This window comes from Aerococcus sanguinicola, assembly GCF_001543145.1.
Taxonomy (GTDB): Bacteria; Bacillota; Bacilli; order Lactobacillales; family Aerococcaceae; genus Aerococcus; species Aerococcus sanguinicola.
This window is the reverse complement of sequence record NZ_CP014160.1, coordinates 1,986,587-2,008,433: the sequence shown is the minus strand read 5'-3', so window position 1 is coordinate 2,008,433 and position 21,847 is coordinate 1,986,587. Positions and strand designations below refer to the sequence as shown.

19 protein-coding genes, 1 other RNA gene and 1 other annotated feature are annotated in these 21,847 nt (G+C 47.6%); all 20 genes read left to right on the top strand.

All coding sequences use genetic code 11. From position 1 onward, the window contains the following. Positions 1-130 precede the first annotated feature (130 nt). The 20 genes from AWM72_RS09010 to fabK all read left to right on the top strand — a co-directional run bounded on the left by AWM72_RS09010 (position 131) and on the right by fabK (position 21,804). Positions 131-1,174 (top strand): sugar-binding transcriptional regulator, encoded by a 1,044-nt coding sequence (locus AWM72_RS09010; RefSeq protein WP_067976409.1) that lies wholly within the window; start codon positions 131-133, stop codon positions 1,172-1,174. Positions 1,175-1,225: 51 nt separating this feature from the next. Further along, a complete protein-coding gene (gap, locus tag AWM72_RS09005; RefSeq protein ID WP_067976407.1) occupies positions 1,226-2,218 on the top strand; it encodes a type I glyceraldehyde-3-phosphate dehydrogenase in 993 nt (330 codons plus the stop codon). Positions 2,219-2,300: 82 nt separating this feature from the next. Next, on the top strand, positions 2,301-3,494 hold the full coding sequence (locus AWM72_RS09000; protein ID WP_067976406.1) for a phosphoglycerate kinase: 1,194 nt from the start codon (positions 2,301-2,303) through the stop codon (positions 3,492-3,494). Positions 3,495-3,497: 3 nt separating this feature from the next. After that, entirely contained in the window at positions 3,498-4,259 is a 762-nt protein-coding gene (locus tag AWM72_RS09255; RefSeq protein WP_083272361.1) for a triose-phosphate isomerase, read from the top strand. 30 nt (positions 4,260-4,289) lie between these two features. After that, positions 4,290-5,588 (top strand): phosphopyruvate hydratase, encoded by a 1,299-nt coding sequence (gene eno / locus AWM72_RS08990; protein ID WP_067976404.1) that lies wholly within the window; start codon positions 4,290-4,292, stop codon positions 5,586-5,588. A gap of 517 nt (positions 5,589-6,105) precedes the next feature. After that, positions 6,106-6,314: a binding site (T-box leader), on the top strand. Positions 6,315-6,491: 177 nt separating this feature from the next. Beyond that, positions 6,492-7,505, top strand: a complete 1,014-nt coding sequence (gene argF / locus AWM72_RS08985) for an ornithine carbamoyltransferase (protein ID WP_067976400.1) — start codon at positions 6,492-6,494, stop codon at positions 7,503-7,505. Then, entirely contained in the window at positions 7,498-8,535 is a 1,038-nt protein-coding gene (gene argC / locus AWM72_RS08980; RefSeq protein WP_067976398.1) for an N-acetyl-gamma-glutamyl-phosphate reductase, read from the top strand. The genes argF and argC overlap by 8 nt, the downstream gene beginning before the upstream one ends. Positions 8,536-8,547: 12 nt before the next feature. After that, the gene (gene argB / locus AWM72_RS08975; RefSeq protein WP_067976396.1) at positions 8,548-9,423 is read left to right on the top strand and encodes an acetylglutamate kinase; all 876 of its coding nucleotides are present in this window, start codon (positions 8,548-8,550) and stop codon (positions 9,421-9,423) included. 10 nt (positions 9,424-9,433) lie between these two features. Beyond that, the gene (gene argJ, locus AWM72_RS08970) at positions 9,434-10,621 is read left to right on the top strand and encodes a bifunctional glutamate N-acetyltransferase/amino-acid acetyltransferase ArgJ (protein WP_067976392.1); all 1,188 of its coding nucleotides are present in this window, start codon (positions 9,434-9,436) and stop codon (positions 10,619-10,621) included. A gap of 13 nt (positions 10,622-10,634) precedes the next feature. Next, entirely contained in the window at positions 10,635-11,837 is a 1,203-nt protein-coding gene (locus AWM72_RS08965; protein WP_070485920.1) for an acetylornithine transaminase, read from the top strand. Positions 11,838-11,946: 109 nt separating this feature from the next. Further along, on the top strand, positions 11,947-12,174 hold the full coding sequence (gene secG, locus AWM72_RS08960) for a preprotein translocase subunit SecG (protein WP_067976391.1): 228 nt from the start codon (positions 11,947-11,949) through the stop codon (positions 12,172-12,174). A gap of 232 nt (positions 12,175-12,406) precedes the next feature. Beyond that, positions 12,407-13,171, top strand: coding sequence for an alpha/beta hydrolase (locus tag AWM72_RS08955; RefSeq protein WP_067976389.1), 765 nt, complete (start codon positions 12,407-12,409; stop codon positions 13,169-13,171). Then, complete coding sequence (gene rnr, locus AWM72_RS08950) at positions 13,168-15,543, top strand: ribonuclease R (protein ID WP_067976387.1); 2,376 nt, start codon at positions 13,168-13,170, stop codon at positions 15,541-15,543. Before AWM72_RS08955 ends, rnr begins: the two co-directional genes overlap by 4 nt. 12 nt (positions 15,544-15,555) lie before the next feature. After that, on the top strand, positions 15,556-16,020 hold the full coding sequence (gene smpB / locus AWM72_RS08945; protein WP_067976385.1) for an SsrA-binding protein SmpB: 465 nt from the start codon (positions 15,556-15,558) through the stop codon (positions 16,018-16,020). Between the two features lie 297 nt (positions 16,021-16,317). After that, positions 16,318-18,309: a fructose-bisphosphatase class III gene (locus AWM72_RS08940; protein WP_067976645.1), complete on the top strand. Its 1,992-nt coding sequence runs from the start codon at positions 16,318-16,320 to the stop codon at positions 18,307-18,309. 19 nt (positions 18,310-18,328) lie between these two features. Continuing rightward, positions 18,329-19,021: a histidine phosphatase family protein gene (locus AWM72_RS08935; RefSeq protein WP_067976383.1), complete on the top strand. Its 693-nt coding sequence runs from the start codon at positions 18,329-18,331 to the stop codon at positions 19,019-19,021. Between the two features lie 149 nt (positions 19,022-19,170). Then, positions 19,171-19,535: a transfer-messenger RNA gene (ssrA, locus tag AWM72_RS08930) on the top strand. A 414-nt stretch (positions 19,536-19,949) separates the two neighbouring features. Then, positions 19,950-20,291, top strand: a complete 342-nt coding sequence (locus AWM72_RS08925) for a DUF2187 family protein (RefSeq protein WP_067976381.1) — start codon at positions 19,950-19,952, stop codon at positions 20,289-20,291. A 304-nt stretch (positions 20,292-20,595) separates the two neighbouring features. Next, positions 20,596-20,823: an acyl carrier protein gene (locus tag AWM72_RS08920; RefSeq protein WP_067976378.1), complete on the top strand. Its 228-nt coding sequence runs from the start codon at positions 20,596-20,598 to the stop codon at positions 20,821-20,823. 27 nt (positions 20,824-20,850) lie between these two features. Continuing rightward, positions 20,851-21,804 carry an enoyl-[acyl-carrier-protein] reductase FabK gene (gene fabK, locus AWM72_RS08915; protein ID WP_067976375.1) on the top strand — a complete coding sequence of 318 codons (954 nt, stop codon included), beginning with the start codon at positions 20,851-20,853 and terminating at the stop codon, positions 21,802-21,804. Positions 21,805-21,847 lie beyond the last annotated feature (43 nt).

The window sequence follows — 21,847 nt, the reverse complement described above, 5'->3', positions numbered from 1 at the left end:
GATAACTTGCACTTTGGACGGAAGCTTGCTATACTAACGGTGTAAAGAAATTGATCGCAAATTTTTTTACAGACACTTGGTCAGAAATTGTCTACCTGGACAATAACTGTCCAAAGAAATGAGGGAGCTTATGGATCTATCTTTAAGTCTAATTGAAGATGTGGTTCCAGAGCTACACACAACTTACCGCTTGCGGATTCGGATGCTGAGTTTGCTCTTAGCTGAGGGGCCCATGGGTCGTAAGACCATGGCCTTGCGCTTGGATCTCACGGAGAGACGGGTGCGAGCTGAGACAGACGTCTTGGACAGGCAGGGGCTTTTAGAGAAATTGGCCTCGGGCATGGTCCTGACTACTAAAGGGGAGGAAGCAATTACGCTTGCCCACCGTTTATTCAGACTCGAAACCGATATCCAAGTCCTGGAAAGAGAATTAGCTGACCTTCTAGGTATCCAGTCGGCCCTGATTGTTAATGGGGTTCTAGGCTTGGATGATGGGACGGAAGCTAAGATGGCCCAAGCCTTGTCAACTTACTTGGCTGACCATCTGGACAAGGGCCAGCAAGTGATTGCTGTGACAGGTGGATCGACCGTCCAAGCTGTGGTGCCTCATCTCTCCAACCGTCTTTTAACAGATGGCCGGTCCTTTACCGTCGTCTCGGCGCGTGGAGGTATGGGAGATGAAGCGGCTAACCAGCCCAACACCATCAGCGAAAGACTCGCTCAACTCTTGGGTGGCCAGAGCATTTCACTCTACGCCCCTGAAAGTTTGAACACAGCAACTTATCAAATGTTGCTCAAAGAGCCACAGATTAACAAAACCTTGCAACGGCTAAAGGAAGCTAATGTCTTAATCTTTAGTGTAGGGAATGCGGATATCATGGCTAAGCGACGCGACTTGGATGCCAAGGCTTGTGACTTTATCAAGTCCAAGGCAGCCATCGGTGAAGCTTTTGGATGCTTCTTTGATAAGGAAGGTAAGATTGTATACCGGGTTCCACGGATCGGGATTCAAATTGAAGATATCCACCAAGTTAAGTGGCCCATTCTCGTGGCCGGTGGCGAAGTCAAAGCAGATGTGATTACTGCCTTCGCCAAAATCGCCCCCCAGCAATTAGTTTTAATTACGGATGAAGGGGCAAGTCATATGGTATTAAATGGAGCCAAGCTCTATTGATATAAAATTGTTGTATAACTGTTGTAGTTCTTACAAGGAGGAATTTACATTATGGCAAAGAAATTAGCAATTAACGGTTTTGGCCGTATTGGTCGTTTAGCTTTACGTCGTATTTTAGAAAAAGGTTCAGATTTAGAAGTAGTTGCAATCAACGACTTAACTGACAACGAAGACTTAGCTTACCTTCTAAAATATGATACTGCTCAAGGGCGTTTCCCTTACAGTGTTGAAGCTAAAGAAGATGCCTTAATTGTTGATGGTAAAGAAATCAAATCCTATGAAGAAGCAGACGCTTCTAAATTACCTTGGGGTGACTTAGGAATTGACTTCGTACTTGAATGTACTGGTTTCTACACATCAGTTGATAAAGCACAAGCTCACATCGATGCTGGTGCTAAGAAAGTTTTAATTTCAGCTCCTGCTAAAGGCGACCTTAAGACTATCGTTTACGGTGTTAACCACGATATCTTAACTGCAGACGACAACATTGTATCAGCAGCTTCATGTACAACTAACTGCTTAGCTCCAATGGTTAATGTATTGAACAAAGAATTCGGTGTGAAACGTGCATTAATGTCAACAATCCACGCTTACACTGCAACTCAAAAAACTCAAGATGCTCCAGGTGGCCGTAAGAACCGTGCTGGCGCTGACAACATCATCCCAGCTTCAACTGGTGCTGCTAAAGCTGTAGGTAAAGTAATCCCTGAATTAGATGGTAAGATCGACGGGACTGCTCAACGTGTTCCTGTAATCACTGGTTCAGAAGTTGAACTTTACTCAGTTCTTGAAAAAGAAGTAACTGCTGAAGAAGTTAACGCTGCTATGAAAGCTGCTTCAAGCACTGCCTTCGATTACACTGAAGATGAAATTGTTTCATCAGACATCATTGGTTACCCATACGGTTCTGTATTCGATGCAACCCAAACTAAGATCATGGATGCAGATGGTGGCCAATTAGTGAAGACTGTTGCTTGGTATGATAACGAATATGGTTTCACCAGCAACATGATCTCTACTTTAGAACACTTTGCTAACCTATAAGAGAAATCTTTAAACTAGCGGGGAGCTTCGCGCTTCCCGTTTTTTTAAAAGTAAGTAGATAAGGATAGAAAAGGGGTTTAGCATGGCTAAAAAAACAATTGAAGATATCGATGTAAAAGGGAAAAAAGTATTAATGCGCGTGGACTTTAACGTGCCAATGGATGGATCAACCATTACCGATGATAACCGGATGGTCCAAGCTCTTCCTACCATTAAATATGTGTTAGAGCACCAAGGAAAATTAATCCTCTTCTCCCACTTAGGCAAGGTTAAGACCGAAGAAGACAAGGCTTCTAAGACCCTACGTCCAGTAGCTGAACACTTGGAAGAATTACTCGGTCAAAAAGTAACCTTCGTTCCTGAAACACGTGGTAAAGAATTAGAAGATGCTATCAACAACTTGGCTGAAGGCGAAGTTCTGCTCTTTGAAAACACCCGTTTCGAAGACATTGATGGTAAGAAGGAAAGTGGCAATGATCCTGAATTAGGCAAGTACTGGGCATCCTTAGGCGATGTTTTCGTTAACGATGCTTTCGGTACCGCTCACCGGGCTCACGCTTCCAACGTAGGGATTTCTTCAAACATTGACACAGCCGTTGCTGGTTTCTTAATGGAAAAAGAATTAAAATTCTTAGGCGATGCTGTTGAAAATCCTAAACGCCCATTCGTGGCTATCCTCGGCGGGGCTAAGGTTTCTGATAAGATCCAAGTCATCGAAACCTTGCTTGACAAAGCTGACAAGGTATTGATCGGTGGCGGTATGGCCTACACCTTCCTCAAGGCACAAGGCTATGAAGTTGGGAATTCCCTCTTAGAAGAAGACAAGGTTGACCTAGCTAAAGACTTAATGGAACGCGCTGGCGACCGTTTGGTATTACCAGTTGACGTAACCATTGCAGATGACTTCTCTAATGATGCCAATACTAAGGAAGTCGCTGCGGATGAAATTCCTGCAGGTTGGGAAGGTTTAGACTGCGGGCCTAAGACTATTGAAGCCTTCAAAGAAGTGCTTAAAGATGCGAAAACAGTGGTATGGAATGGACCAATGGGTGTATTTGAAATGCCTGCCTTCGCTAAAGGGACCAATGCGGTCTGCGAAGCCATTGCCCATCTTGACGATGCAACAACTATCGTAGGTGGCGGGGACTCTGCAGCAGCAGCCCAAAAATCTGGCTTCGGCGATAAGTTCTCCCACATCTCAACTGGTGGGGGCGCATCCATGAAATTCTTGGAAGGCGCTGAACTTCCAGCTGTTGCCGCTTTAGATAACAAGTAAACCTTGCCTGAGCTTATACTAGGAAGGATCTGCCAAGCCGCGACTTCCGCGCGTCAGCTTGACCAAGCTATCGCTGGAGTCGACCGGATCCTTGGCCAGTCGGAAGGCGTCCAGCATATCCACTTCCTTCCTGCTATATTTATCAGCCAATTTTGCCCCAGTGCGTTTCAGGCATGCGCGCTGGGCAGCCAAAACTGCTCGGTTCAAAGTGACTATGCCGAATTAGGTGAATCGACGGCCTACCAACTTCACCAGGCGGGTATTACGCATTGCTTAGTTGGGAGTGCTAGTCGTCGCCAAGCCTTCATGGAGGATGATTCCGACTTGTCTAGGAAGATTACGAATTGCTTAGACGTCGGTATTCGTCCCGTGCTCTGCCTAAGCCTTCCCCAGATTAGTCGGGAATGGAACATGCAGAGCGTCTGGCTGGCCCAGCAGATTTGGCAGATTTATTCAAATTTGACGGCAGAAGAACAAGGTCAAGTCTTAATTCTCTTCGAAGGGGCAGAAGGGGACGAGCTCTCGGCTCAAGCCCTGGAAAGGGTGGCCCAATTAATCCGCGATACGGTCTTTGAGATTGCGGGTGAGGCCATTGCCCAGTCCCTTGAACTCATCTACAGCATTAAGGCTTTAGATGGGCTAGACTTGGATCTCCTAGCTGACGGCATCTTTGACGGCGTCTGTTCCAATGACCGGACCCTGTCAGATGACGATTGGCTAGCTGTCATTAAAAATTTGCAAGCCCATCATCTTATGGTAAAATGAATTTAATTTAAAAAAAGGAGCAATTAAAGCATGTCATTAATTATTGATGTTTACGCACGCGAAATCTTAGATTCACGTGGTAACCCAACAATCGAAGTTGAACTTTACACTGAATTAGGTGGCTTTGGCCGCGGTATGGTACCTTCTGGTGCTTCAACTGGGGAATACGAAGCTGTTGAACTTCGCGATGGTGACAAAGACCGTTACCTCGGTAAAGGTGTGACCAAAGCAGTTGAAAATGTAAACACTACAATTGCGGAAGCTATCCTTGGTTTAGATGTACAAGACCAAATTGGGATTGACAACACTATGATCCAATTAGACGGTACACCAAACAAAGCTAAATTAGGCGCTAACGCTATCTTAGCTGTTTCTTTAGCTGCTGCACGTGCGGCTGCTGATGAATTAGGCGTTTCTCTATACAACTACTTAGGTGGATTCAACGCTAAAGTTCTACCAACTCCAATGATGAATATCGTTAACGGTGGGTCTCACTCTGACGCACCAATCGCTTTCCAAGAATTCATGATCGTTCCTGCTGGGGCTCCTTCATTCAAGGGAGCTTTACGCTGGGGGACTGAAGTTTTCCATGCCCTTAAAGATATCCTTAAAGGTCGCGGCTTAGAAACTTCTGTTGGTGACGAAGGTGGTTTCGCCCCTCACTTCAAAGGGACTGAAGACGCTGTAGAAACCATTATCGAAGCTATCAAAGCTGTTCACTTAGAACCAGGTAAAGATGTCTTCATCGGTTTTGACTGTGCGTCTTCTGAATTCTACCAAGATGGCAAGTATGACTATACAACCTTCGAAGGTGAAGGTGCGGCTGTTCGTAGCGCTGCTGAACAAGTCGAATACTTAGAAGAATTAGTTAACAAATACCCAATCATCACCATCGAAGACGGGATGGATGAAGATGACTGGGAAGGTTGGAAACTCTTAACTGAACGTTTAGGTGACAAGGTTCAATTAGTAGGGGATGACCTCTTCGTAACCAACACTGAACGTTTAAGCCGCGGGATTGAAGAAGAAATCTCTAACTCTATCTTGATTAAGGTTAACCAAATCGGTACCTTAACCGAAACCTTCAACGCTATGGAAATGGCTAAACGTGCAGGCTACACTAACGTAGTTTCCCACCGTTCTGGTGAAACTGAAGATGCTTCAATCGCTGACATCGCAGTTGCCTTCAACGCTGGCCAAATTAAGACCGGTTCATTATCACGGACTGACCGTATTGCTAAATACAACCAATTACTCCGTATCGAAGATGAATTAGGTGAATTAGCTGAATACCAAGGTCTTAAAGCCTTCTACAACCTTAAAAAATAAGGTCTGAGATTCCCGTCACTTAAAAGTTAATTGTTCATCCACTATTCTTGTTTGTCTTCTGACAAGCGGGATAGCGCCAGGCTCATTAGGGCCTGGCTTTTTTAATTAAACACATTGTGCTGGTGAGCATGCGTTCCGTCTTGAAAGTGATCGTTAAATGTTCAGCGGATCAACACGGCTGAAGCCGTCTTGTACTTTATCCGTAAGTCGCTAAAACGCCAACGGCTAAAGCATAGCACCGGCTCGAGCAGCTTCAGCTCTTGGAGCGAAACGACTTATGCGATAGCTGTTCGAACAGCGTGAGATTACAGATATCGTATGCTGGCCAGAGATGAAGTTCAAGGCTGCGTCAGCAGCGTTGCGACTTCACAATTTAATATCTGTTCATAAAACTTGCTAATAATTCTACTTTTATTTTTATAAGCCTAGTGGAATGAGATGGCGCTGCTATATCTTTTTTTGAAGAAATATAAAAAAGGCTTGACCTTAATATGAAAAAATGGTTAAATAATACTAATCAAATTCTAAGAAACAAAAAGTAGCAGGGGCTATTCTCTTAAGCGAGCAGCTGGTGGTGGAAGGGTTGTGAGAAGCTAACTGTGAAACGTCTTGTTGAGATGGCTGGTGAAATGAGTAACCGGACCCGCAGAAATTGCGTTAACATTAACTAAGTGAAGCTGACAAGCTAAGAATTAGAGTGGTACCGTGGAATTTTCCGCCTCTTATCGTCTGGGACGATAGGGGGCTTTTTTCATAAGGAGCGACTGGCTGGGCTAGGCTTCTGGGTAGTTTTACTTAAAGCTACCAGTAGAGTGGTACCGTGGTCACACCGCCTCTACTGTTCAAGGACAGGGGTGGTGTTTTTTATTTGAAAGCAAGTGTTGAGTTTAAGGAGGACACAAGATGTTACAAGGAAAAGATTTTTTAAAGATTAAAGATTTTACAAAAGAAGAGTTAACTTATTTAATTGATTTTGCGCTTCATTTGAAGGGGCTGAAGCAAGCGGGAATTCCTCATAAGTACATGGAGGGGCAGAATATTTGTCTCTTGTTTGAGAAAACCTCGACGCGGACCCGGGCTGCTTTTACGGTTGCGGGGGCTGACTTGGGAGCGACGGTTGAATTCCTGGGGGCTAAGGATATCCAGCTCGGTAAGAAGGAATCGGTTGCCGATACGGGACAGGTTCTCGGGCGGATTTTTGATGGGATTGAATACCGGGGCTTTAGCCAGGAAATTGTGGAAGCTTTGGCTGAGGCCTCACCGGCACCGGTTTGGAATGGCTTGAGCGATGTCTCCCATCCTACCCAGATGATCGCGGATTATATGACCATCAAGGAAGTCTTCGGCACCCTCCAAGGGATTAAGTTAGTCTACTGCGGCGATGGGGCCAATAATATGGCCAATAGTCTCTTGATGGCTGGCGCTATTCTCGGAGTGGATGTGACTGTGGCTGCGCCAGAAGGCTACCAGCCGGATCCTGCTATCTTAGCTGAAGTCCAAGACCGGGCCAAAGTATCAGGGGCTAAGATTGACGTGACGGCTGACATCAAGCAGGCTGTCCAAGGGGCCCATGTCATCTATACCGATGTTTGGATCTCGATGGGGGATGAAGCGGAGGCTGACCAACGCTTGGCTGACCTTCAAGCCTACCAGGTCAACCAAGACTTGATGGACCTGACAGACCCCACCTGCATCTTCCTCCACTGCTTACCTGCCTTCCACGATGCTCAGACAGACTTCGCTAAGGACAAGGGCGTATCCGAATTAGAGGTTACGGATGAAGTCTTCAAGAGTCCAGCCGCCTACCAGTTCCAACAGGCCGAAAACCGGATGCATTCGATTAAGGCCATCATGGCGGCTACCAACGGCCACCTCTTCGTGCCTCACTTAGAGAAGGGAGGGGCTCTCCATGATTAAGGTTTCGGTAATCGGAGGCAATGGCTATACCGGTCTTGAGCTCTTACGCCTCTTAGCCAAGCACCCCCAAGTTACCCTCTCCCATGTGACGTCCAGAAGCTATGCCAGCCAGGTCATCGGCCAGGCCTTCCCCCAATTAGTAGACCTGGGGGACTTAGCCTTTGAAAACTTAGACCTGGACAAGCTCCAAGCTTCTGACCTCGCCTTTATCTGCCTGCCCCATGGTCATGCCAAGGCTATTGTGGAAAATCTTGACCTTGAAAAGATCCGGATTATCGACCTGGGCGCTGACTTTCGTTTGAAAGACCCGGCGACTTATGAAGCCTACTATGGGCAACCAGCACCAAGAGGCGACTTGTTAGACCAGGCTGTTTATGGTTTAGCAGATATTTATCCTGAGGCCATTCAAAAAGCCCAACTTGTCGCTAATCCGGGCTGCTTTGTGACGTCTGTCTTGCTGGGGCTCTATCCTGCACTGAAAGCGGGTTTGGTTGACCTTCAAGCGATTATGATCTCTTCCGCCTCGGGCATTTCTGGGGCAGGACGGAATGAATCCCTAGATAATCTCTACGCGGAAATGACGGAAAACTTCAAGGCCTATAAGCCCTTGACCCACCGCCACGTTCCGGAAATGGAAGCTGAACTGGGCCGTTTTGCTAAAGAAGAAGTTAAAGTACAATTTGTGCCTCACTTGCTGCCTATTGCTCGGGGCATCCAATCCACTATTTATACTAAATTGACAGGCAGTGAGGATTTGACAGCCATCCACCAGCACTACCAAGCCGCCTACCAGGCATCTGACTTTGTCCAAGTCTTGCCTTTAGGGAGTCTGCCCCAAGTCAAGCAAGTGCGGGGGACCAACCGCTGCCAGATTGGTCTAGCAGCTGATGCGGACGCGGGTCACTTAATTATTTTCTCAGTGATCGATAATTTGATGAAGGGCGCCAGTGGCCAGGCGGTTCAGAATATGAACCTCTTATTTAATTGGCCTGCCAACTTGGGCTTGGACCAGCTGACGGTTTGGCCCTAAAGGAGGAAAGACATGACAAAAGAATGCGATGCAAGAGTGCAGGTCTTACTTGAGGCCTTGCCTTATGTCCACCAGTTCCACCAAAAAATTGTTCTCATTAAATTTGGTGGTCATGCCATGGTCGATGAAGAGGCCAAGCTAGCCTTTGCCCAGGATATCGTCCTCATGCAAGCGGTAGGGATCCTGCCGGTAGTGGTCCACGGGGGTGGGCCTTTCATAGGCAAGATTCTGGAGCGGATGGGGATCCAGTCACGTTTTGAACAGGGGCTCCGGATAACGGATAAGGAGACCTTGGAAGTGGTGGAAATGGTCCTCGATGGTCAGGTGAATGGCGACGTAGTCAAACGGATTAACCAGATGGGCGGACGTGCCCTCGGTTTATCGGGCAAGGATGCCAAGCTGATCCAAGCCGGTCCCCTTGCCCTAAGAAATGATGAGGGGAAAGTTCTTGACCCGGGCTATGTGGGCCAGGTGCAAGGGATTAATACAGATCTTGTCTCAGAAGTTATCCAAGCAGGCTATGTGCCGGTTATTTCCTCTGTAGGGGTGGGCAAAGACGGCCAGGTCTACAACATCAATGCAGACACAGTGGCTAGCCAGCTGGCCCAAGCCCTAGGAGCGGTTAAGCTGGTGCTCTTAACGGATGTCAAGGGCGTCTACCGCGACCCTGAAGATCCCGAGAGCTTAATTTCGACTCTGACTATTGACGAGTTCCTCCAGCTTAAGGAGGAAGGCATTCTCACCGGGGGCATGTTGCCGAAGATTGAGGCTGCCCTTGCAGCTATCCAGGCTGGGGTCGACCGGGTCCACCTGATCTCTGGGAGTGAACCCCATGCCTTATTGGAAGAATTGTTTTTTGATGCTGGTATTGGCACCATGATTGAATAGGAGGAGCGCTATGAGAGATGTATTAAACCAGGGCCTTGCCAGTATTCCCGGCTTGGAAACTTGCGGAGCCCATCTCGGTTTTAAATATAAGAAGAAAGATATGGGACTGATTTACTTTCCCGATGGGGCGGAAGTAGCGGGCGTTTTCACTCAAAATCCTGTCCAAGCCCATCCGGTTCGTTTTTGCCAGGACCAATTGGAAGCATCGAAGCGTTTCAAGTTAATCGCGGTCAACAGTGGCAATGCCAATGCCTGCAATGGCCCGGCTGGCTGGGAAGCTTTAAAAACTTGTCAAGCTAGCTTGTGTGAGGCTTTAAAGATTGGCGAAGATGAATTTCTGATGGCTTCAACAGGGGTGATTGGGGAAGCCTTTGATGTGAGTCCCTTGGTCTCTGCTTGCGACAGTCTATGCGGTCAACTCGGGACGGCTTCTTCCGATGATTTTGCCCAGGCTATCTTGACGACGGATACCTGTACCAAGCAAGTGGCCTACCAGTTCGATCATTATCGAATTGCTGGGGTGGCTAAGGGATCGGGGATGATCCATCCGAATATGGGTACCATGCTGGCCTTTATCGCAACGGATGCTGACCTCAGCCAGGTCCAGCTCGGCAAGGTCCTCCACCAGGTGACCCAAACGACTTTCAACCGGATTACGGTGGACGGGGACACGTCGACTAATGATTCGGCATTCTTAGCCGCTACCGGTCAAGCAGGTCCAGCTGATGTCGACCAATTCGCCCAAGACTTAGAAGTGGTCATGCGCGACTTGGCGCAAATGATTGTACGCGACGGGGAAGGAGCGACTAAGTTTGTCACGGTAGCCGTTGAAGGCGCCCAAGACGAAGACCAGGCCGTGTCCGTGGCTAAATCGGTAGCCACGTCCAACTTGGTTAAGACAGCTCTCTATGGCGAGGATGCCAATTGGGGTCGGGTCTTAGCCGCAGCTGGCTATGCCGAAGGTCTGCCCATCGATCCGGACCGCCTGACCATTGCTTTTGCATCAGCAGGGGGAACGATCACCCCCTACCAAGCTGGGCAGGGGCAAGGCATGGATGAAGACCTGGCGCGGCAGATTCTCCATGAAGAAGACATTCAGATCCACTTAAGTCTCGGTTTAGGCCAGGCTCAGGCCAGGGTTTGGACCTGTGACTTCTCTCACGATTACATTAAGATTAATGCGGAATACCGCAGCTAGAAAGGATGGTTGGATGACGAGTCAAGCAGAATGGAGCCAACGCGGGCAAGAGGTTTTATTGAATTTATTTAACCGGGAGGACCGGGTGATGGTGAAGGGGGAAGGGTCTTATGTCTATGATGCGGACGGCAAGGCCTATCTGGACTTTATGTCCGGCATTGCGGTTAACGCCCTGGGGCATAGCCATCCCGCCCTCGTCCAGACCTTAGCTGACCAAGGTCAAGTCGGCATGCACTTCTCTAATTATTACTGGAACATGCCCGCCATCGAACTTGCGGAAAAACTTGCCGCAAAGACGGGCTTGGGCCAGTCCTTCTTCTGTAATTCGGGGACGGAAGCTAATGAAGCGGCGATCAAGTTAGCCCGTAAGTGGGGCCGCCAGCACAAGGGCGAAAATGCTATTCAAATCATTAGCTGCCAACAATCCTTCCACGGTCGGACCATGGGCTCACTTGCGGCAACGGGTCAGGCAAGCTTGCAGGCGCCTTTTGCGCCCATGCTCGAAGGCTTCTCCTATGTTCCCTATAATGACTGCCAGGCTCTCAAGCAAGCGGTGACCAAGGAGACCTGCGCCATCATTGTCGAAGTGATTCAAGGGGAGGGTGGGGTCCATCCGATGACCCAGGCCTATGCCCAGACCTTAAAAGACCTCCAAGCGGAAGCTGACCTTCTGCTCATTATTGATGAGGTACAGACAGGGGTCGGTCGGACCGGTCATTTCTTAGCCAGTCAGGGCTATGGCTTACAGGCGGATATGGTGACTTTGGCCAAGGGGCTAGCGGGCGGTTTTCCGATTGGGGCCTTGCTGGCGGGAGAAAAGATCCAGGCCAGTGTCCAAGCAGGGGACCATGGGAGCACTTTTGGGGGCAATCCTTTAGCCTGCGCCTTAGCCAACACTGTCCTCGATGTTTTGGACCAGGACCAATTATTGGCTAATGTCCAGGCACGGTCTAAGCAATTACAGGAAGGCCTAAATCATATTCGTCAAGAAGTCGGCAGGATTGTTGATGTCCGGGGTCAGGGCCTCCTGCTCGGCGTTGAGCTCAGCTTACCAGTCGCAGATCTTTGCCAAGCTTGTTATGAAGCAGGACTGCTCTTAGTGAGTGCTAAAGGTAATGTGGTCCGCTTCCTGCCCTCCTTGAATGTTTCTCAGGCAGACTGCGACCAGGCTTTGGCGATTTTTGCCCAAGTCTTAGGCGAGCTCCAGCCTGCTTAAGTATTTTGTCCGACTAGACCTCTGGATCTGAAGAGAAAGCATTGTTTGCTAGACCAAGTTATGGTAGAATAAGGGTTGTATAATTTTATTTATGAGATGAGGGGATGTATTGTACGATATTTTACTAACAGCAATGATTGTCATTGCGATTCTATTAATATTAGTCGTTATTGTGCAACCATCAAAGAATAATCCGAGCAATCTAACGAGTTCTGATGCCTCTGTCGGTAAACGCAAGAAGGCCCGCGGTTTTGAAGCGGCCATGAACCGTTTTACCGTTGTACTTGGTTTTGTTTTTATGGTAATTGCATTATTAATTGCTAAAATTTCATCATAAGATTGACAAGAGCCAGGTTCAACCTGGTTTTTCTTTTGCATTGGAATCCTCGCATGTGTTCTGCTTTTGAATTTAGATAAGATCTCGTCTCGATGCTCGACAAACAGTCATCGATAATCGCAATTAAATTAAAAATATCGAAGCATTCTTTTTTCCTGAAGGCTATGGGTTGTTTTCCCTAGGCAGTCTTCGGTAAAATGAAAGTAAGTGAAAGATCTTGAGGAGGGGTATTGTGAAATTACCTGGACCATTCTATTTTAAAGCCGGTCCCCGTGCGGTTCTCTTACTGCACGCTTATACAGGAACGGCTAATGACCAACGGATGCTCGGTCGCCGACTCAACCGGGAGAATTATACGGTGCTAGGCCCTAACTTTACGGGCCACGCTACAACAGATGTCGACCAATTAGTGGACACGCCTTGCAGCCAGTGGATTGAAGATGGCCGGCAAGCGCTGGCCCAGCTGCGTGCTGACGGTCATGAGGAGATTGCGGTCTTTGGCCTGTCGCTAGGCTCTAGCATCGCGACCCGGCTGCTCTTAGATGACGACGCGCTCTTGGGAGGCGGGGTCTTCAGCTCGCCCTTGATGCTCGATTCGATTAGCGAGAGTCAGGTCCCCCAAGCCTTCATGACCTATGTGAAGAAGGTCTGGCAACAATTAGGCGAAGACCCAGAAGCAATTTCTGCCAAAAGTCAGGCTATCCAGCCTAAGTTGGCCAAGCGTTTAGAAAACATCGACCAAATGAACGCTCAAATTTGCCAGGATCTTACGACTTTGGACAAGTCTTTCTTTATTGCCCAGGGCGAACAGGATGAATTAATCGACGGGACGGCGGGAAGCCAGCTCAAGGCCTATATGGAAGATCTGGGTAAGACGGTTGATTTTGTTTCTTATCCAGATGCAGGGCATGTCCTCACCGTTGGCAGTAACCATAAACATTTAGAAGACGATGTCCTTGATTTCTTAGAAGGACTAGATTGGAAAGATAAGGCATGAATAAAGAACAAGTAAAAGACCAACTTTTACAAGCCATAAAGACTAGTGACCAGGGGCAGACCGCTTCGGATTACAGCAAGCTTTTAGGCTATGATGCGGCAAAGGATTTTACAGATTTTGTCAACCTGGTAGCGGAATTGGAGCGCCAGCACGAGATTGTGATCCTAGAAGACGGGACGCTCGGTTTAAGCCAGGACTATGACCAGCTGACCGGTCGGCTCTCAGTGAATAAGAAGGGCTTCGGCTTTGTGAGTGTGGAGAATATGGAACGCGATATTTTTATCCCTGCCAAGGACCTCAATGGGGGGATGAATGGGGATACAGTCCAAGTTGAGATCACCCAGGAAGCCAAGGAGTGGGAAGATAAGTCGGCCGAGGGTAAGATTAACCAGGTCCTGGAACGGGCCAACCAACAAGTTGTTGGGGAATTCTATCCCTTCTCCGATGACGACCAGAAGAAATACCAAGCGATCGGTTATATCAAGCCGCTCAACCACTCTTTGGGCCAAATGACCTGCCTAGTGACGGACCAGGGCCTCAAGCCTGTTGAAGGGGAGATTGTCCGGGCCGAGATTGTCGCCTATCCAACAGCCAAATTGGCGATGACCTGCCGGGTTCTAGTTAAGGAAACGGTGGGCCACAAGGATGCGCCGGGAACGGATATATTGGCGGTTCTCGCCATGTTTGACATCCCCCATGAATTTCCAGAAGAGGTCATGGCGGAAGCCGAGGCTGTCTCCGAAACGATTAGCTCCGAGGATTTAGAGGGGCGGATGGATTTAAGGGACCAGCTCACCATCACCATCGATGGGGCCGATGCCAAGGACTTGGACGATGCCATTTCCCTCAAAACTTTAGTGGATGGGGGCTATGAGCTGGGGGTCCATATTGCGGACGTTTCCTACTATGTTAAGGAAAACTCTGCGATCGACCAGGAAGCCTTCGACCGGGGGACCTCTGTCTATTTGACTGACCGGGTGGTTCCCATGCTGCCCCAACGCTTATCGAATGGGATCTGTTCCCTCCAAGAAGGGGTGGACCGCCTGGCCATGTCCTGCTTGATGACCTTGTCTAAGACGGGTCAAGTGACGGACTATCAGATTGGGCCAAGTGTCATTCAATCCGACCACCGCATGACCTATTCTGATGTCAATGCCATCCTCTCGGGTCAGGGCCAAGACTTGCGTGGGCAATACCAAGATATCGTGGCCATGTTAGAAGGAATGGCAGACCTCCACCATATCTTAGAAGCTAAACGTAAGCACCGGGGCGCCATTGATTTTGATACATCGGAAGCTAAGATCATTGTGGATGAGACAGGCTTCCCAGTGGATATCCAGCTCCGTGAGCGTGGCCTGGGTGAGCGGATGATTGAATCCTTCATGCTGGCCGCCAATGAGACGGTTGCTAGACACTACACCCTAGCTAAGAAAGACTTTATCTACCGGGTCCATGAACATCCCGATATGGACCGGATGCAGAACTTCCTCCAATTCGTGACGGCCATGGGGGTTAAGGTCAAGGGGACTTCTTCTGATATCAAGCCTAAGGAATTGCAGCAGATCCTCAAGAAGATTGAGGGCGAATCCTATGAGCCTGTCGTTAAGATGATGATGCTCCGGTCCATGCAGCAGGCCCACTATGATACCGAAGCTCTGGGTCACTTTGGCCTAGCAGCGGAAGACTATACCCACTTCACCTCGCCTATCCGCCGCTATCCGGACTTGATTGTCCACCGGCTTATCCGCCAGTATGCTAACCATGAAAGTAATACGTCGACCCAGAAAAATTTAGGTGAGATTGCCGAGCAATCGTCCAAGCGGGAGCGGCGCAGTGTGGATGCTGAGCGAGAAGTGGATAGCCTGAAGAAGACCGAATTTATGTTGGACAAGGTGGGCGAGACCTTCCCAGCCATTATCAGCTCGGTCACAAATTTTGGCCTCTTTGTCCAATTGGAGAATACCATTGAGGGCATGATCCATGTCTCCAGCCTCAAAGATGACTACTATAACTTCATAGAAAGTCACCTGGTTCTGATCGGTGAACGGACGGGACGGACCTTCAAGATTGGCGATCCGATTGAAGTGAAACTGATCAATGCGGACGTGGACTCCCGGCAACTGGACTTCCGCTTGGTAGAAGAGGAGGCTGAGTCCAAGCAAGGTAAAGACCAGCAAGCTGGCCAGTCTAAAGCTAAGAAGAAAGGCAAGGGCAAGCACCACAAGGCCAAGCCTAAAGACTTCAAGTCCCCTAAGAAGGACAAGAAGGGTCATCCTAAGAAGAAACATGGAAAAGGCAAGAAAGGCAAAAAGTCTTCCCAACATAAGCACAAAGGCCAGGGAGATTTTAAGATTCGTAAACGTCAAAAGTAAAGGAGCTATCAAATGGCTAAAGCAAAAGATAACAGTCATGTGGTGGCCCGAAATCGCAAGGCCAACCACGATTTCACCATTGAAGATACTGTCGAATGCGGCATTGTCCTGACGGGGACGGAGATTAAGTCCGTCCGCCAGTCCAAGGTTAACCTAAAGGACGCCTTTGCCCGGATTGAACGGGGGGAGGTCTGGCTCTACCAATGCCATATCAGCCCCTATGAGCAGGGCAACCGCTACAACCCTGATCCTATGCGCCGGCGCAAACTGCTCTTGAAGAAGCGGGAGATCGCTAAGTTAGAAAAGGCGACGGAAAGGGACGGCTACACCTTAGTCGCCCTCAAAATGTATATCAAACGGGGCTTTGCTAAGGTTCTTATCGGCACAGCCAAAGGGAAGAAACGCTACGACAAACGCCAGAGCCTCAAGGAACGCGATATGAAACGCGACATCCAACGGGCCCTCAAGGTGCGCTAGACTTTTCTTCAGGGCAGGCAATTCTGCCGGACTAGCCTTTCGAAATAGATTTTCAAGCTGGGCTGAGCCCGGCTTTTTCTTTTTGGAAAGGCGATTTTATGTCCTCTAATCCTCAACACTAGCTTGATGACCAATAAAAAACTTTATACCGATTCAAAAAGTTGAGCGGATACTGGCCAATACAATTCGCTAAAGAATATTTTTATTGGAAAGTTTCTAGCAGAAAACGAAAAGCATGCTATAATGAATAGAAGATGTAAGTGTTTTCTTACAAATATGTTTGAAGGGATTAAGCGTATGGATACAAAAGCCTCCTATACACATGACCGTTACTTGCAATTACTGGCCCAAAAATTTCCTAACCAGGCTGCTGCAACAACTGAAATCATCAACTTGGAAGCCATTATGGAGCTACCCAAGGGCACGGAACATTTCATGAGCGACCTCCATGGGGAATTCAATGCCTTCAACCATGTCTTACGTAACGGCTCAGGGAATATCAAAGAAAAGATTTCTGAAGTTTTTGGTTCCTTGCTCAGCCAGGAACAGCGTAATGAATTGGCGACGATTATTTATTATCCTGAAGAGATGTTGGCCCACCTCCTTCCTCAATTCACCAGCGAGCGGGAAGTAGTTGATTTCTACTATACGATTATATCCCGTTTGGTCAAACTGGCCCAGTTCGTGGTGTCTAAGTACACCCGGTCTAAGGTGCGCAAGGCTATGGCTAAGGACATGGCTTATATTATGGAAGAGCTGATTTTTAAGGATTCCGTTGTGACCAATAAGGAATACTATTACCATAATATCGTAGAGAATATCATTGAATTGAATGAAGCTGACCTCTTAGTGGTACGCTTGTCGGAGTTAATCCGTGAATTAGTCGTGGACCACCTCCATATTCTTGGGGATATCTACGACCGGGGTGATAGTCCAGATAAGATTATTGACCTCTTGATGGAAAAGAAGTCTCTTGACATTCAGTGGGGCAACCACGATGTGATCTGGATGGGAGCTGCCAGTGGGTCTCGGGTCCTGATTGCCAATGTCATCCGCATCTGCGCCCGCTATGATAACTTGAATATCATTGAGGACGCTTACGGGATTTCGCTGCGCCAATTGGTTTCCTTTGTGGACGCAACCTATTCAGATGATGATTTAGGGATTTTTATGCCCAAATTAGACCCAGATATTGACCACTTCCCAGCTGAAATCGTCCAGATTGCCAAGATGCAACAAGCCATGGCCATTATCCAGTTCAAGTTGGAAGCGGCCATTATCAAGCGCCATCCTGAATTCAACTGTGACAACCGCCTGCTTTTAGATAAGATTGACTTTGACAAGGGCCAGGTCTTCGTCGATGGGAACTGGCACCGCTTGCTCAATACCCATTTCCCCACTGTTGACCCCGATGACCCCTACCGGCTGACGGAAGATGAAGAGATGATTATGGACCGGCTCCAGGAAGCCTTCCTCAATTGCGACCGGCTCCATAAGCATATTGCCTTCCTCTACCGCAAGGGGGGGATCTACAAGTGCTACAACGATAACTTGCTCTTCCACGGCTGTATTCCTTTTAATGAGGACCATTCCTTTAAGGAGCTGGAAATCGATGGCAAGTTCTATGGGGGACGCACACTTATGGATAAGTTCGATAAGCAGATGCGCCTGATGTATAGTTTCCGCCAGGCTGATGAAAGCAAAAATCCCTACTTGGACTATTGCTGGTATCTCTGGCAGGGCGAAGCCTCCTCGCTCTTTGGCAAGAAGCAGATGCGGACCTTCGAACGCTACTATGTCAAGGATAAGGACACCCATGAAGAATATAAAAATACTTACTACAGCTGGCGAGAAGAGGAGGCCTGTGTGGATACCATCCTCAAAGAATTCGACCTGCCCGTGGAATGCGGCCATGTGATCAATGGGCACACCCCCGTCAAGGAAATCAAGGGGGAAGACCCTATCAAGGCTAATGGAAAGCTCCTGGTTATTGATGGGGGCTTCTCCAAGGCCTACCAATCCACAACAGGACTTGCAGGTTATACCCTGCTCTTTAACTCTTTTGGTATGCAATTGGTCTGCCACCAAGCCTTCAAGGGGGTCGAAGACGTGGTGATGAACGGAACGGATATTATTTCCACCCGGCGTGTGGTCGATAAGGAACTGGAACGTAAGACAGTGGGGCAGACGGATGTCGGCCAAGCATTAAAAGCCAATGTCCAAGACCTTAAAGATTTACTTTGCGCCTTCCGTTCTGGTAAGATAGCAGAGAAGGAAGTTAACAATTAATAAGGGAGAGATTGAAGCGATGTCCAAAGGTGTCAGCATTTACTTTATGCGCCACGGCCAAACTTATCTGAACAAGTATAACCGCATGCAGGGCTGGTGTGATGCCCCCTTAACGGATCAGGGGATCCGGGACGCCATGCGCAGCGGCCGGGGCCTAGCGGAGATTGAATTTTCCGCTGTTTATACCAGTGACCTGCAGCGGACGGTTAAGACAGCTGAATTGGTCTTAGATCAGAATAAGCAGGGCCAGGGCCTAGAAATTCAAAAACGCCCCGAATTCCGCGAGCAGTTCTTTGGCAGCTTCGAAGGCCTGGATGCTAAGGAGATCTGGGACGGCGTGAGTCGGCATGTCCACCAAGACTTGAGCCGGGGCTATGAGGGATTGACCTCTCCTGATGCGGTTAAAGTTGAGATGGATGCCTTCCATGAATTGGACCCTAGCCATGATGCCGAGGACTTTATGACCTTCTGGCTGCGGGTGGAACTGGGCTTGATCGATGTCATTACTAAGCACCGAGAGACCGACCAGAATATCCTCATTGTCTCTCACGGCATCACCATTCGCAATATGATCCATGAACTCATTCCTGATTTTGAGATCGACCAGATGTTAGACAATGCCAGTGTCAGCATCCTCCGCTACCAGGATGGTTTCTACCACCTGGAAGCTTACAACCAGACCAAGCATTTCGTAGAGCTTGCTGAGGATTAAGCTCTTAGAGATTCGCCCTGATGACTGGTCTAAGTAATAACTAAAAAAAGCAGGCTCTCTTACAAAAGGAGGGCCTGCTTTGTGGTCGATAGGGCATGAGGCTTGCACTGAGCCTTAGTATTTGTTATAATTATTTTTGCATCACATTCGGGGATGTTCCGGAATTCGACAGGCATGCCCCGATGTATGACTACATTCCGAAGCGACGACTTCGTAAAAACGTCAAACAGTTTAAATATAACTGACAAACAAGAAAATCAAACTTTAGCATTCGCTGCCTAGCAGCATGCTAAGATCCGCCTAGTATCGCCCATGTATTAGTTTCGGGTCCTATTGAAGTGGGATACGCTCTAACTTTCCACCTGGAAGTTAGAGAAGAGATTCACCAGGTTCGCTAACCAGATCGGTTTGTCATAAGACCCCTGGGGCGCTAAAATGAATCTTATGACTATGAGTGTAAACGTCATATAATCGGAATGTCTGGACAGGGGTTCGACTCCCCTCATCTCCATTGAAGGGGCTTAGATGATTTAAAAATGGCTCTCAAACGTTGATATGACAATGTTCTTAGAGAAGTTTAAAGTGTTTAAAAGCATACCCCTCCAGTATAAAGCTTGAGGGAAAAAGCCCCGCAAAAGTTGAGGAGGGACTGCATTAAGCCTCCTAACAGATATGAAGCCATGGTTCAGCCGTGGCTTTTTTCTTTTGTCTCTCTCAGTAATGTTTAGTGGGTAGACCATATGCGCATGGGAAACCTTTATGTCAGGTTTTCTTGACTAAATAACATCGCATGCACATGCAGAGGCCTTTTTTGTGTTGCTAAACAAGTCCTCAAGCAGTCAAAAATGCAAATATTAGCAAAAATATTAAAATGATGTTAAAATAAGACTAGTAGCTATTATTTGTTTCCAAAGAAAGAGGCGTAAGTATGAAAATTAAGCTGACTCCTGAAGTTCAAGCGTTGGTTGAAACGGAGCTAAGAAGGGGAACAAACAAATCTCGGATTGCGAATTTGATTGACCTTTCCTATGAAGAAGCCTGCGCTGTCATTGATCAGGTAAAGAAATCGGTTCGTCCTGATGTTGGAGATGAAATAAAATTTCAATTTAGAGACTGCGATATGACCGGAATCATCGAAAAATTGCTCACCAATTCAGCTGTTGTCCGTATCTATTGGGACTATTCTAATGAGAAGATGCTGGATATCTGTGAAGAGCGAACCATTGTTAACTTCAAAGATATTGATGAATTTGTAAATATTTACCAATAATCGACCTGTGCGACAAAAGTTAAACCGTCCTGGCTGTCTCACTGTTTTTTGCAGGGGAGGCTGGGGGGAAGTCTTTTGTTGCACTTTTAATTTATCTAAATAAAGTATATTATAATTTGACAAATTAAAAACAATAAGTTATCATACTTTTTGTTGAGAATTTGAAGAGCTGTGATGGCTTTAAAAAATTCTTTAAGTCTAGCTGACTTAAATTGACAAGTCCATGGACTTAGTTTAAGATAGCTCTAATCGATCCATTCAATGAATGGTAAAAATTTTCTTATAAAATAAAGGAGACAGAATAATGACAACATTTGAAAAAATCCAAGAAATTATCGTTGACCAATTAGACGTTGAGGCAGAAGAAGTAAAGGCTGACACTAACATCCAAGACGGTTTAGATGCAGATAGCTTAGACATCTTCCAAATCATCAATGAAATCGAAGACGAATTCGATGTTACCATCGATGAAGATGAAACTAACATTGCGACTGTTCAAGACCTCGTTGACTTTGTTGACAACAACCAATAAGCCGACAGTTAAGAGAGTAGGCGCTTAATGAAAACTGATTTATGGAAAGAAATGGGTGTCACTTACCCCATCGTCCAAGGCGCCATGGCATGGGTGGCAGATGCAGACCTTGCATCTGCTGTCTCTAATGCCGGAGCTTTAGGTGTGATTGGGACGGGACATGATCCTGTTGAACTCGTCCAAGAAAAAGTCGAGAAGATGCAGGCCTTAACGGACAAGCCCTTTGCGGTTAATGTCATGTTACTCAATGCCCATGTGGATGACTTGGTTGACTATCTTTGCCAATCTGGCGTAAAGATTGTCACAACTGGTGCTGGTTCACCAGGCAAGTACATGAAACGTTTCAAGGCAGCAGGCATTAAGGTGATTCCCGTGGTTGCTTCCGTTGCCCTTGCTAAGCGCATGGCCCGTGAAGGGGTCGACGCTCTGATTGTGGAAGGCATGGAGTCGGGTGGACATATTGGTAAATTAACCACCATGGCCTTGGTTCCTCAAGTAGTTGATGCCGTCGATATTCCGGTCATTGCAGCCGGTGGGATTGGTGACGGCCGGGGCATGGCAGCTGCCTTGATGTTAGGTGCTTCAGGGATTCAAGTGGGGACGCGTTTTGTGGTCGCCAAGGAATCGAATGCCCATCCTAATTTCAAGGAAAAAATCATCAATGCTAAGGATATTGATACAGTGATTACAGGTGAATCGACTGGCCATCCAGTTCGTGTCTTACGTAATAAACTGACCAAGAAATATCTTAAGCTGGAACATGAAGAAGCGGCCAAGGACCAACCTGATTGGACCAAGCTAGAAGCTTTAGCCAAAGGGGCCTTGAAACGAGCGGTTGTTGATGGGGATGTGGATAATAGTTCATTAATGGCCGGTCAGATTGCCGGACTCATTCACCAAGAAGAGACCTGTGAAGAAATTATTCAGTCCTACATGCAAGAATGTCGCGAGCTGATTCAGCAGCATGCCAGTATGAATTAAGACGGACAGTGAGGGCTAACTTTTTTATTGCTTTCACTGTTTT